Origin of the sequence: Lachnoanaerobaculum sp. ICM7 (assembly GCF_000287675.1) — a bacterium.
Lineage (GTDB): Bacteria > Bacillota > Clostridia > Lachnospirales > Lachnospiraceae > Lachnoanaerobaculum.
On the sequence record NZ_ALJL01000016.1, the window covers coordinates 202414 to 216331 of the forward strand.

General features: G+C 33.2%; 15 protein-coding genes and 3 pseudogenes. All 18 read right to left on the reverse strand.

Annotated features, from left to right (window positions below; genetic code table 11):
- Positions 1-381: 381 nt before the first annotated feature.
- Positions 382-2151: an arginine--tRNA ligase gene (gene argS, locus HMPREF1140_RS03645; RefSeq protein WP_009662660.1), complete on the reverse strand. Its 1770-nt coding sequence runs from the start codon at positions 2149-2151 to the stop codon at positions 382-384.
- Positions 2152-2245: 94 nt separating this feature from the next.
- A complete protein-coding gene (gene efp, locus HMPREF1140_RS03650; RefSeq protein WP_007591379.1) occupies positions 2246-2806 on the reverse strand; it encodes an elongation factor P in 561 nt (186 codons plus the stop codon).
- 65 nt (positions 2807-2871) lie between these two features.
- Complete coding sequence (gene aroQ / locus HMPREF1140_RS03655) at positions 2872-3309, reverse strand: type II 3-dehydroquinate dehydratase (RefSeq protein ID WP_009662636.1); 438 nt, start codon at positions 3307-3309, stop codon at positions 2872-2874.
- The gene (gene aroE / locus HMPREF1140_RS03660; protein WP_009662713.1) at positions 3306-4175 is read right to left on the reverse strand and encodes a shikimate dehydrogenase; all 870 of its coding nucleotides are present in this window, start codon (positions 4173-4175) and stop codon (positions 3306-3308) included. Before aroE ends, aroQ begins: the two co-directional genes overlap by 4 nt.
- Positions 4168-4689 (reverse strand): YqeG family HAD IIIA-type phosphatase, encoded by a 522-nt coding sequence (locus HMPREF1140_RS03665; protein ID WP_035619816.1) that lies wholly within the window; start codon positions 4687-4689, stop codon positions 4168-4170. Before HMPREF1140_RS03665 ends, aroE begins: the two co-directional genes overlap by 8 nt.
- Positions 4686-5138: a transcriptional regulator NrdR gene (gene nrdR / locus HMPREF1140_RS03670; RefSeq protein WP_007591373.1), complete on the reverse strand. Its 453-nt coding sequence runs from the start codon at positions 5136-5138 to the stop codon at positions 4686-4688. The genes HMPREF1140_RS03665 and nrdR overlap by 4 nt, the downstream gene beginning before the upstream one ends.
- A gap of 20 nt (positions 5139-5158) precedes the next feature.
- Positions 5159-5554, reverse strand: coding sequence for a DUF4190 domain-containing protein (locus HMPREF1140_RS03675; protein WP_009662705.1), 396 nt, complete (start codon positions 5552-5554; stop codon positions 5159-5161).
- Between the two features lie 10 nt (positions 5555-5564).
- A complete protein-coding gene (locus tag HMPREF1140_RS03680) occupies positions 5565-6851 on the reverse strand; it encodes a galactokinase (RefSeq protein WP_009662670.1) in 1287 nt (428 codons plus the stop codon).
- Positions 6852-6980: 129 nt separating this feature from the next.
- On the reverse strand, positions 6981-7823 hold the full coding sequence (locus HMPREF1140_RS03685) for a DegV family protein (protein ID WP_009662608.1): 843 nt from the start codon (positions 7821-7823) through the stop codon (positions 6981-6983).
- 174 nt (positions 7824-7997) lie between these two features.
- Complete coding sequence (locus HMPREF1140_RS03690; RefSeq protein WP_009662406.1) at positions 7998-8462, reverse strand: hypothetical protein; 465 nt, start codon at positions 8460-8462, stop codon at positions 7998-8000.
- 226 nt (positions 8463-8688) lie between these two features.
- A complete protein-coding gene (locus HMPREF1140_RS03695; RefSeq protein WP_035619818.1) occupies positions 8689-9954 on the reverse strand; it encodes a WG repeat-containing protein in 1266 nt (421 codons plus the stop codon).
- A 38-nt stretch (positions 9955-9992) separates the two neighbouring features.
- Positions 9993-10334, reverse strand: a pseudogene (locus tag HMPREF1140_RS03700) (hypothetical protein); the annotation flags it as partial.
- 24 nt (positions 10335-10358) lie between these two features.
- Positions 10359-10817 (reverse strand): annotated as a pseudogene (locus tag HMPREF1140_RS03705) (hypothetical protein).
- A 52-nt stretch (positions 10818-10869) separates the two neighbouring features.
- Positions 10870-11031 (reverse strand): annotated as a pseudogene (locus HMPREF1140_RS14015) (DUF5104 domain-containing protein); the annotation flags it as partial.
- Between the two features lie 138 nt (positions 11032-11169).
- Positions 11170-11364: a hypothetical protein gene (locus HMPREF1140_RS03710; protein ID WP_009662694.1), complete on the reverse strand. Its 195-nt coding sequence runs from the start codon at positions 11362-11364 to the stop codon at positions 11170-11172.
- A 78-nt stretch (positions 11365-11442) separates the two neighbouring features.
- On the reverse strand, positions 11443-12144 hold the full coding sequence (locus HMPREF1140_RS03715) for a hypothetical protein (protein ID WP_207635012.1): 702 nt from the start codon (positions 12142-12144) through the stop codon (positions 11443-11445).
- A 28-nt stretch (positions 12145-12172) separates the two neighbouring features.
- A complete protein-coding gene (locus HMPREF1140_RS03720) occupies positions 12173-13021 on the reverse strand; it encodes a glycoside hydrolase family 19 protein (protein WP_009662425.1) in 849 nt (282 codons plus the stop codon).
- A gap of 511 nt (positions 13022-13532) precedes the next feature.
- Entirely contained in the window at positions 13533-13910 is a 378-nt protein-coding gene (locus HMPREF1140_RS03730; protein WP_242822860.1) for a hypothetical protein, read from the reverse strand.
- Between the last annotated feature and the right edge of the window lie 8 nt (positions 13911-13918).

Sequence of the window (13918 nt, forward strand, 5' to 3'; positions counted from 1 at the left end):
TTATTTTAAAGCGATACATAATCTCCTGACGCACAAATAAACCAAGAAACCAAAGCAATTCTTAGTCTTTCGGTATACTGCCGTTTGAAGCATTTTTCCACCCTTATTTTCTTTTATTATACCATATTTGTACAAAGTTACAGACGATTTTCAAGAATTTATATTGTATTTTTTTGTATACATCCTTTTGCATTACGGAAAGCAAGGATTTTTTACAAATATTTATTAATAAAATTCTCTCTATCTCTGCATTAATATGTTACTTCCAGTCTATAATTTTATACAGAAAAATTCAATCTAAATAAAAATAATATAGCAAAAATATTTTTTTTGCCAAATAAAAAAACTCCTACCAAATTCAGAATTCGGTAGGAGCAAATGTTACATTTTATCCGGTGCTTCTATTCCAAGCAAATTTATAGCGGACTCCAACAATTCTTTTGTAAGAAGAATTGTTGCAAGGTATCCTTTTTTCTTTTTCTCATCAGCCTCAGAAAGTATCTTTATTTCATGATAGAATGAGTTAAATGTATTTGAAACCGCATAAATATACTGACATATTTTATGTGGTGCAAGTTCATTCCATGCAGATTTCATAACTTCATTAAACTGCGACAATTCCATATAAAGCTTTTTATGTATATCTTCTACCGGAACACTCAAGTCATTAAGACTGACCTGCCTTGAACCGCTTTCATAATACTTTTCAAGTATGGACTTTATTCTGACTATTGTATACAAAATATAAGGTCCGGTATTTCCTTCAAATGATATAAATCTGTCGATATCAAATATATAATCCTTTGCAGCCTGATTGCTGAGATCTCCATATTTAATAGCCGCAAGTCCTACGATTTTGGCGGTATTTCTTGCTTCCACATCGGATACGTCTCTTGATTCCTTTATCTTTGCAAATACTGCATCCTCAATATCCTTAATTACAGTCTCAAGACGAACCACACCGCCGTCTCTGGTCTTTAAAGGCTTTCCGTCTTTACCGTTTATTGTACCGAAACCTATATATTTAAGCTCGTGATTTGGAGGAACTATTCCTGCAATTCTTGATACTCTGAAAAACTGTGTATAGTGAAGTTCCTGTCTCTTATCCGCAATATAGATATATTCATCAGGTGAATAAAGCTTTTCTCTTTCCACCAAAGTACCGAGATCCGATGTGGCATAAAGTGCCGCACCGTCTGATTTTCTTATTATACAAGGCGGCAATTCCTTCTTATCGCCTTCCATAGCTATATCCACTACCAAGGCACCTTCAGAAATTCTTGCAATTTTTCTGTCTTCCAGATCTTTAATCAAATCCGGTATATAAGGATCTGCATCAGACTCACCCTTCCAGAGATCAAAGTCTACCAAAAGTGAGCTGTAGTTTTTCTTTAAGTCTTCTACAGATACGTTAATTATATGCTTCCAAATCTCCCTATACGGTCTGTAACCTTTTTGAAGTTCCAAAGTAGCTTCCTGTGCTCTTTGCTTAAAATTATCATCAACCTTTGACTTTTTTGAAGCTGCAGGATATATTTCCTCCAAATCGTTTAAACCAAAAGGCGCTTCCTTTGGGTACTCTCCGTCATAGTTTTCCTTAAAATAAACAAGCTCAGGTTTTCTCTCTCTAAGCTCTTCTATTATAAGCCCCATTTGAAGACCCCAGTCACCTAAGTGCACATCCGCAATTACCTCATTACCGAAGAATCTTCCCATTCTTTTTAAGCTCTCACCGATTATAGCCGAACGTAAATGACCGATATGAAGCGGCTTAGCAACATTTGCACCGCCGTAGTCGATTATTATTTTCTTTGCAGGATTATCAAGTTCTATACCATACTTCTGTGAGTTTGACATTTCTCTCACATACTTCTCTATAAAAGTATTGCTTATATTTATATTGATAAATCCCGGCATAATAGCCTCAATTTTTTCAAAGCTCTCACTTTCCTTTAGAATTTCAACAACCTCATTTGCTATATCAATAGGTTTTTTCTTATATTCCTTAGCTGCCGCCATTGCGCCGTTGCATTGATACTCACATAGGTCAGGTCTGTTTGAAATATTGGCCTTTCCGTACTTTTCATCATATGACAATTTTGCAAATGCAGACTTAAGCTCATCGGAAATCAATTCAATAATTGTCTTCATATATCTCCAGTCTGTATAATTTATTTTTATGCATTATACTGTGCAACTCAACTACAAAAAAGACGGTCAAGATGACCGTCAAACATTGAAAATTTTAAACTCTTGATAAATACTCACCTGTTCTTGTATCAATCTTAATCTTATCACCAAGATTTACAAACAATGGAACATAAACAACTGCACCTGTCTCCACTGTTGCCGGCTTTGTAGCGCCCTGTGCTGTATTTCCTGCAAATCCCGGCTCTGTATCTGTAACCTCCAACTCTACAAATAAAGGTGGCTCTACAGAGAATACATTACCGTTGAATGAACATATCTTAACCATCTCATTCTCTTTTACGAACTTCAACGCATCTCCAACCTTGTCTGCATTAAGTGCGATCTGATCATATGTCTCAACATTCATAAAGTTGAACATATCTCCGTCTGCATATAAATACTGCATATCGGCTCTGTCTATTCTTGCCTGTGGGAATTTCTCAGTAGGTCGGAAAGTTCTTTCAACAACGCTACCTGTAATTACATTCCTGATTTTTGTACGAACGAATGCAGCTCCCTTTCCCGGCTTAACATGCTGGAATTCAAGAATCTGAAAAACCTGTCCTTCCTCAATCTCCAATGTCAAACCATTTTTAAAATCACCTGCTGAAACCATTAATATTTCCTCCTAAAAACTTTCATGCGATACTTGAACTATTTTATAACAATTTTGATGTCAAATCAAGACTTAGTTTGCTCTATTATGTACTCCATTGCAAGAGTATATCCGCTTAGCCCAAGTCCTGCTATTTGCCCTGTGCATACAGGCTGTGTAAGTGACTTATGCCTGAACTCTTCTCTTTCTGAAATATTTGATATATGTACCTCTACCTTAATACAATCAAGACTTTCAAGAGCATCTCTTATAGCTACACTTGTATGCGTAAATGCTGCAGGATTTATAACTATTCCTGCAGGTTTTTCAAAATATGCCTCTTGAAGCTTGTCAACTATGGCACCCTCGTGATTACTCTGAAAGCATTCCACATCTACGCCAAGTTCTTTTGCCTTTTTATCAATCATTTTCAAAAGATAGCTGTAGTCCTTGTTTCCATAAACCTCCTTATTTCTTATTCCGAGGAAATTCATATTCACACCGTTTATCACCAAAATTTTCATTGCATTCTCTCTCTAAGTTTCTCTGTCAACAATACTTTTACTTTTTCTATAGTATCTTTTTTCACTTTAATATTATTCCATATCTCAAAGCTTGCAACGCCTTGAAGAATAAGCATATCCAGACCGTTTATACAAATCTTTCCTTTTGATTTCATCTTCTTAATAAATGTAGTCTCAAAAGGCGTATAGATAAGATCGATACCCGAGTTGCATTTTTCATAAAATGCCTCTTCTTCTATTATACAATCTTCAACATTCGGATGCATACCTACATTCGTGGTCTGAAATACAAAATAATTATCCTTATCCAAAAGATTTATATTTGACTTCAAATCATCCAAAGAAATAACGGAAATATCTTTAATACCGACCTCCGCCCTCAGTTCCTTTGCCTTTGAAATATTTCTGTTTACAAGAGTAATTGATTTTACACCCTCTTCTATTGCCAGATAAAGTACAGCCTTTGCGGCACCTCCCGCACCCAAAATAATTATGTCCTTACCCTTTATACTGAGACTATTATTATAAAGGCTCATTCCAAGCCCGATAATATCCGTATTGTATCCCTTATAACCTTTTTCAGTCTTTATAAGAGTATTTATTGCACCTATTTTTTTAGCCCTTTCATCAATATCGCTAACTATATCAAGCATGTCCTTTTTATATGGAATAGTTACATTAAAACCCTTAATATCCAATGCAAAAGCGCCTTTTATGGCCTCTTTGATATTTTCAGTCACATGAAATGCCGAATAGCTCATATCTATATTCATTTCTTTAGCCAAAGTATTTTGTAAAATCGGAGAAAGGCTGTGTGAAACGGGATTTCCTATGATGCCGTAAACTTTTGTATCAGCACTAATCATTCTTTTTCACCTTATCTATCTTAATTTTATAAAAGAAAAGTACAATTCTTTCAAAGAACCTTTTTATGACTATCTGTATCTCTTCTTTCGGGCTTATCGGATCCACCAGAACAGAGTAAACCCCTGCATTATTTGCTCCCCATATATCCGTAAAAATCTGATCTCCAACAAAAAAAGTCTGTTCTTTTTTTACATTCAAAGTATTTATTGCCTTTATATAGCCCTTTTTTGAAGGTTTGTCAGCCTTATATATATAAGGCGATCCGACCGCCTTTGCAAACGGTGAAACTCTTTTTTCTTTATTGTTTGAAATAAGACAGGTCTTAAATCCTATTTCCCTAAGAGATTTAAAAAACTCAACATTTGACCTGTCAGCCTTTGTTCCATGAGTGGTCAAGGTATTGTCTATATCAAAAAGAACAGCTCTGAATCCCTTATTATAAAGCCCCCTATAGTCTATCTCATATATATCTTTCTTGTGTAAATCCGGAAAAAGTTTATTCATAAAAATCATTTCTTTAAAAGCTTTGATATCTCATCTACAAAAGTATTTACATCCTTAAACTCCCTGTATACAGATGCAAATCTTACATATGCAACCTCGTCCAGTTCCTTTAATTTTTCCATCACAAGCTCACCTATCTTTCTGGTAGGTATCTCACTGACTTCCATAGAATAGATTTGGTTTTCTATATCATCCACCGTTTTTCTTATTACAACAGTGGAGACCGGTCTCTTATGACAACTTTGGATGATGCCATACTCTATCTTTGACCTGTCAAAGTTTTCTCTACTGTCATCCTTTTTAATTACCATAAGAGGAATAGTCTCAAGTTTTTCATATGTGGTAAATCTCTTATTGCAGCTCTCACACTGCCTTCTTCTTCTTATTGAAGAATTGTCATCCGCAGGACGAGAGTCAATAACCTTTGTATCCTGCGCCTGGCAAAAAGGGCATTTCATAAGTTTATTCCTTATCCATATTATAGTTCATTTATTTGTTCATCTTCATTTTCATCAAAATAGTATGGAAGATTCTGATATTCATCACTGTCATCATAATCCAATGAATCACCATACTCTTCAATAAAATATTCAAAAGGATTACTGTTATCACGATAGCTGCTGTAGTCGTTATCATATGAGGATAACAATCCTATTATTATTATAAATGCCGCAACAATTGAAAGTATAAAGCCCAGAATAGATAAAGCAAGTCCTATACCCGCCTTTACATCTATTCCATGTCCGTTCCTTGTCGACAAAACAAAAAGTACTATACCTACTATTCCAAGCGGAAGTCCGAAACACATGCAACAAAGTACACAGCTCAGTATTCCGACAATAAGACATGCTATCGAATATTGTTCTTCGTTCATTTATCCTCCTTTAAATCATTTCATCCAAACATATAGACCCGTAAGGTCTGATTTTCATCTTATAACTTGATCCTTTCCCAAGGAATTTATCCATATATGAAACATACTCATCACTGTAATTTTCAGGAACCATCGCCATAATAACCCCTGCAAATCCTCCACCGTGAACCCTGGTTGCCCCAACATTCTTTTCTTTAAGGAATCTCTCGGATAAAGCCAGTGCCACTGTAATCCCCTGTTCATTCGGTGCGGCATTTGTATATACATTTTGAAGATATTTCCATGACGAGTTTCCGCTGTCTGTTATATTCTTTAAGAAAGAATCGAAATCACTGCTCTTTAATGCTTTTATCTCATTATCGACTCTCTTATTCTCATCAAAGAAATGAATACTTCTAAGTACAGCTCTGTCACCTGCAAAAGCTCTTATTTTTGGAAGATTTTTATAAAATTCATTTTCATCCACTTCAGATAATGTAGACTTTCCGAAAAACTCCGCCACCTTTTTCATTTCTGCAGGTATTGAAGAATAGTCGGCTGAAAGATCTGCATGTCCTCTTCCTGTCTGTACGATTATAAGATCATGCTTTGCTCCCGCAAAGTCAAAATCAATCTCTTCAACCTTCGGTAAATCGGGATTTGCAAAGTCTATGCTTATAAGCCCTCCATAAGCACAACACATCTGATCAAGCAGTCCGCTTGCCTTATCCCAATAATTGTTCTCCGCATATTTTCCGATATAGGCATAATCTGTTTTTGAAAGTTTTCCTTCATTAAATAAAGTATTTATTATTTGACAAATCAAAGTTTCAAATGCGGCTGAGGAACTTACCCCTGCACTTGAAATTACATTGCTTGTAATATAGGCATCGAAACCGCCGATACTTGCACCCCTTTGTTCAAATCCTGCCAGTATTCCCTTCAAAAGTTCTATTGTACCTATCTTATCTGTTCCCGGCTCAATATCCTTTATATTCACTCTAAACTTCTGTGAAAACGACTCACTTATTATATTAACAAAGTCGGAGTCGTTTTTTGCCGCCGCCGCTACACAGTCAAGATTTATGCTTCCTCCAAGTACCTTGCCGTTGTTATGGTCCGTATGGTTTCCTGAAATCTCGGTTCTTCCGGGAGATGAAAACATTTTAACATCCTTTTCTCCAAATTCCTTTAAAAATCCATTTAAAACAGCTTCATATCTCTTTAAATTATCATCAACTCCGGATTTTCCGTAAAGTTCCTCTAATAACTTTTGACCTCTTTTCTCCAATACATCCCTTGCCTCAAGTAAATTCATATACCCCTCGCTTAATATTTTAATTAAAGCATACATATCGTTCTAATATCTATACATTATAAAGTAAGTTTATCATAAATCCAAAAAAAGTACACAATTTATTATTGTGTACTTCAGTTTATTTTTGACCTATCCGATTGCAAGAACTATTCCGCCGTCACCTGCGTACAAAGTGGCAACTCCTGCACCGTTTACAACCTTAACATCCTTAAATTTATTGCTGTCACGGAAAAGCTTAGCTACACTCTCGCCTCTTTCTTCATTATTTATATGAGTAATGCATACAACCTTTTCAGATGTGTTTTCCCCCGCTTCAGATATAGCAAGCTCAACCATTTTTGCTAAAGCTTTCTGCATACCCCTTTGCTGGTCTTTTTTTACTATCACACCGTCTACGGCACCCATAATAGGCTTGATATTTAAAGCTGAGGCTATAAATGCACTCACCGCCGAAAGCCTTCCGTTTTTTCTAAGTGTATCAAGAGACTCCAAAACAAAATATGTCTTCATCTCATCTCTAAGCTTAATCATTCTCTTTGAAATCTCTTCAAAGCTAAGACCTTCTTTACATAATTTATCAAGCTCAAGCATAAGTCTATACTGCCCTGCAGATGCCGACCTTGACGAAAGCACTAAAATATTCTTTTTTTCATATTCCTCTTCGTAAAGTTTCTTTCCGATCTCGGCACTCTGATAACTTCCGCTAAGATGCTCTGAAAGAGTAACGATAAATGCCATATCCGTATCACATTCCAAGGCCTCTTTAAAAGCATCCGGTGACGGGCAGGCACTTTTTGGTCCTATTTTCGATTCGGCCATTCTCTTTATAAAGTCTTTTTGATCAAACTTCTCGTCATCTATAACCTGATAGTCCCCGATTTCAAGTGTAAGCGGAACAATTTTTATATTTTCATCCTTTTTTAGATTCTCATCCAAATCCGTACAACTATCCCCAATTAATCTATATGTCATATTTTTCAACTCCGTTTAATGTAGTTTTTAAAACTACATCCATTATAGTAATATACTTATTATAAGTCAAGTATGCTGACATACTGATTATGAAAGTATTGATACATTTCTCATCTCACTCACCTATCGCTTCATTTATCTCCTGTAATGATGTATAAGGCATTTTTATATCTTCTATATTTTTTTGATAAATTCTCCATTTACAAGCTTATAAAGCATGCTATCATAAATAACTACCTCATCAAATGTTCTGTACATTATATATATCGGTCTGTTATATGAATAATATATATGATATGCATAGTATTCTTTTAATATTGTTACATATGTATAACCATCTATAAAATAATATTCTGAAGTTAATTTTTCATCTTCTCCGTAAATTATTACAGTACATCTTGACACTTTATTATTTGCATCTATATATTTTACTACTTCCCCATCCCAGCCTATTATGTCTTTATTAACAACTGTTATCTCTTCATTTAAATAATCAGTTGAAAATTTTTTATAAAATCCATTTAGATCACTTTTTATATTATTGATATTTATTTTTTTATTAAATGAGGAGCCCATACATCCTGATATTAATATACATAATACTAAAAATAACCCCGGAAATTTAATATTACTCTTCATATCGATCTCTATCCTTTATTATTTCCATGTCTTTGCCGACTTTAAGAAGGTTAATGCCTAGATTTACATCTCCGGCAAGGTTTGTTTAAGATAATTCTCAAATAATATCCCGAGTGATAATACTTACACTAAAATACATCAAATAATTTTCTAAAATATATTTTCCCATATTCTTTTATTACTTTTTCTTTTCCATTTCCGTAGTCATAGATAGCCATAATATATTTCATTTTATTCTAACTATGCCATAGTTCATATCTGTTCCATTCTTTATGTCAGCAACTATCATATATTCTCCATATATATCTTCTATGTAATCAAATATTGGTTTTAATACTTCCTCTCCCTCTAAATTCAAAAGACCGTACTTTCTAATCTTCATACTTGAATCTGAGTAAATGTAGCCAATCATTGCTGAATGTTCTTTATAATATTTTGCTTTTGAAACAAAAAACAAGGAATTACCTCGAAAAATATTTTCTCCAGTCTTCCCTATAACAGATACTAAATCTTTTGTTACAAAGGCTTTTTCATCATGAAATTCACCAATAATTAAAGAAACTCCACTTATAGCACTGTATGAGTAAAAAGGAATCACAATGTCTCCCGTAGTATCTATGTAGGCCCATGCAATATAACCGTCATCCAAATAATTATTAATTGCAACAGCAGCAAGACCTTCACTAAAATTATGTGCATCATCATATTTGCACTCAATGACCTCTTTACCATTTTTGTCTATATAGCCCCATTTATCTTGCCTTTTTACAGCAGCAAAACCTTCATGTAAATCACTAATTTCATCATAAAAAGTATTTGTTACTACAATTCCTTTATTGTTTATAAAAGTCCATTTATCCCCCTGCTTAACAGCTGCCAAGCCCTCATGAAAATCCATTACTTCATCATATTGAAAGTCTATTACTATATTTTCATTTATATCTATAAACCCCCATTTATTATCCTTATCCATAACCGCAGCATAATTTTCATAAAATAAATGTACATCATAAAAATTAAAATCAATAACCTGATTGAAGTTTTTATCTATGAATCCCCACAAACCCTTAAGCTTAACTGCTGATAAACCATCTTTAAAAGAATATATGTTTTCATAAGTTTTATCCGATAACTTGTTACCTGCTTTGTCAACATAGAAAAAAGAAGAATTTTTATTCGCAATAAATACATTTTCTCTATCAAAATCAATATCATCAAAAAGCGGATACTCATAGATATCTTTGGTACTTGCATCAATAATACAAACTTCTCCACTGTTCTTATAAAATTTAAATAAGTTCCCCTCTAAAAAACTTATATCTTTATATAAACTTGGTTTGATTACCCACTCCCATTGAGTATTTGTTTTATTAATCAAATTTGATACCATAGTACTAGAAAATATTAGAAACAAAGCAAATATTAAAAGTGAGATTTTTTTTCTATTTAGTAAATAATTGTGCCTCTCCTTCCCTTCTGTCCTTATAATCATATTTAATATTACCCCCTTTGCTATTTATAAATAACTCTTTCATCTACTATAGCCTTTACTCCCCCTTCATCATATATATTCTTAAGTTCTTTCAGTCTTGTATCACACTCACTGTCATCCTTTGCATAATAACCTGCCACCGCCCAAATATCTTTTACATCACAATCTGTCGGTATATCCACCAAATATTTAATCTCATCTATACTGTTATATCCGGTCTCGTCCCTATTATATCTCTTGCCTTTCCATATGATTTGGTTTGCATTTGCGTTTTTGCTTGTACTACACATCTCATAGAATCCTGTCAACACATTGACTACGCATACAATAAGTATAAACCTAAGCAACCAATATATACGCTTTTTATACTCTAATTTCATCTATGTCTCTCCTAACCGTAAAAACTAGTCTATAAAAACTATTGCTCTCGGACATTCGTTCTTCACACTCTTATCTGCGTTCAGATGATATAACTATACCCTTCTAAGCTTATTAAAATCCCTTACTTTATTTAGATTATCAAGGACATGTTCCTCATCATACATACCGATATCTTCCTCATTATCGCCAATATATGTCAAGATAATTGTCTCAACATTCTTAAAATATTCAAGGTCACTTACATCCTTAACATGGTAATCATTAAAATTGATTGATAAGAAGTTCATATTCTTTAAATCCTTTTTCCAAATGATACCCTTGATAGGCTTCTCTCTTTTATATGCCAGAGACATACGATTTTTACCCATAGTATCTCTTACAGCTCTGAGAAACTCCTCATCCTTAAAAAAAGCTATTCTGCTTACCACAATCATGCATATTATTGTAAATATTCCCAAGTAAAATGATAATGTATAATTCATTTCCATATTTTCTTTCCGTTAAACTTCTCTTGCAGACTTACCATATTATTTTAAATGCTTCTACTATTTTTTCTACATACTTATTTACTACTGTAGCCTCATAATATATGTAGTTATCTAATTTATCAGAGTCATGTATATACCTTGCAATCTCAACTACCGAGGTACATCCTGTAAGCAAACATACTATTAAACAAACTATAATAATTTTAATTCTCCTTCCTGTTTAAAATCACGTACATTTCAGTTATTATTATATATTTATTTTATAAATATTTTTGCAATATTTCAATATTTTTATATATTAAAAGAACCCCCATGCCTTTTCACATAGTGGCTCTAAATAATAGTATTACTTTTCACTTTCTGTAGTCATAACATCATCTGGGTCTACATAGTCTGCCCAAAACGGATTGTCTACCCAAAGATAATATCCTCTGTTGCTGTCATCCATAGTGATCTGCCAAATCTCAGGTGAAAACATCATAAAGCTGATACCTATCTCATCCGTATCCTCATCATCCTTGGCAACAACCTGAAGGTACATAAAATCTATATTACCATAATTTTAATTCTCATTAATTCCTATTACCTCCTTCCCATTTCATTACGGCATTGCGAAACTTTACTTTTTTATATCATCCATCCTCAGATTATCACTACTTTCAAGAATAATATATGACCCTCCTGCATCTATCGGAACACTTATAATTAACCCTATCTTATTATCTGTAAAATAAAAATCATAATTATGAAGTTCATCACCAGATATCACATGATATTCCAAATAATGATCAAATAGTTCTCCCCATCCACTCTCATCTAAAGGAATATTTTCATCAAGCCCCTTTACTACTGTAAAATTATCTTTTTTAAATTTAACTCTCAATTTTTCTATGTCTATTACATCTTCCAATCCTATTACTTCACCCTTTATTAAATCTATATTTAAACAAAAGCAATCATAATTAGGTCTTCTCGCCTCTACTGTAGTAAAACCTTCATACTTAACACTGATATACTTATCATCATTATGAATAATTGTATAATTACTATTTGTTTTAAGCTTATTATGTACATATGTATTATAATAAAGTCCCACTGATGTTAAAAAAATCAGTTTATTGATCCGCTCCTGCTTTTCAATGTCCGACATATCAGAAATACTAGGATATTCTATATGCATCTCCATATTAGTAGTGTTTAAAATAAATTTATCTTTTATTATCCTATATTTGGAAACACTATTAATAGCCTGTTCTTCTTTTGATATATATGTATCTCTGTTTATATTGCCATTCTTACAAGATGTACTAACTATTATCACTAAAAATATCACAGTTATCTGTAGTAACCTACTCTTTAATCTTTTCACAGCACTTTTTATAAGCCTTTTTCCTTTCGTCTAAGGCATTATCTCCTCCATTTACAATTTTTGTTACTTCTTCAACAGAAAAATCTGGATTTTCATTTATCTTATTATTTATTTTTTTGAGTTTACTCCAATACCATCCTGCAGATTCCCATGGATAATTGTTTGACACATAACTACAACCTTGATTTAATATATCATCATCACCTATATATTTTGCAAATTTATAATAGTCCTCTTTCCATGTTAATTGTATATATCCTGCTCCTCTGTATTTAGCACCATCATTTTCCTTAGCAGGACTTCCTGGAGCATTGTTTCCTTCTTTAAAATCTCTTGAGCTATAATATTCTTCAGGCGATGAATAATCCCTACCATACCTTTCCACTAAAATTTCTCCACAACCACTTTCAACACTACATTGAGCTAAAAAATGTCGTATACTATTGATATTGGTAATATCATATTCTGTCATTGCTGAATTTAATTTAAGAATTATATTATCAGTAATCACATTTTCACTCCAACCTATATCTATTAAATTTTTCTTTGTAATTATATTTTTAATTTCTCCACAGATGCCATCACTTTTTACATAGTATGATTTTCCTTCCCATTCAATCTCACCTCTGGTAACCATAGCACCGTCTTTTCCAAGATAATAGCTATTTCCATTTGTTACTCTCATTTGAGATACAGCCAATTCCCCACTACTTCTTAAGTAATACCATTTTTTACTTGTTTTATCCTGTATCCATTCAGATTCTGCCATATTACCGCTGCTATAGAAATAATGAATTTTTCCATCTACAGAACGCCAACCTGTTGACATATAACCACTACCGTCAAAATAGTACCACTTTCCATCATGTTATAAGCCTCATCATCTATTCCATAACTTTGAAAGTCAAATCTGTGTATGATGACATCTTTTTCCACGTCTTCATTTTCTTCAAAAAACTCATAACTTGGGTTGGCATTTTTTATAATCTGTTTTATAAGTCCGGTTGCCAGCCTTGTATCTTGGTCATTTCCATAAATTCCAAGATCTGTAAAAGTGAAGTTTACAGACATATCAAGACTTGTATAAATCTCATCAGGTCTTTTTCCTGAGAAATACTTAACCTCTACTATCTCGGGTAACATTGGAACAAAGTTTTCCGGTAACATGACACTTACTCTGTCATTAAAAAGCAGGGTTTTATTAAAATGAATTAACTCATTATTTATATATAAACCCTCATCTATACTGCCGAAAGTATCCCTCCTTTATATTTGAAGTGCCTCAACTATATGCTCATCATAATATTCCATAAGTTCTATTACCTCTTTTAGTAAATTGTTTAATTCTTTTGGATACTTACATCCCCGTCTGCATTTATTTCCACCATTTCGAATTTAATTTTTACTTTCTTTCTTGCTGACATTATCAATAAATCAGATGAACTAAATGTCATGTTTTTGCCGGATGTACTCACCTTATTATCCGCTTTTAATTCTACTCCGTTATCTTTTATATACATTGTTTTACCGTCTTTTGTAACTATACCCTTTATTTCATTGAAAAAAACTGATATATTTTCACACTCTATGGCAAATACATTTTTACTTTCATCCCTGTCTCCAAAATATACTTTTGCTTTTGCTCCTACTTCAGGTGTACAATACATGACGTTGCCTGTAACGGGTAGCCACTCAAGTCTATATCTTTTCTTTTCCAAACCGCTGT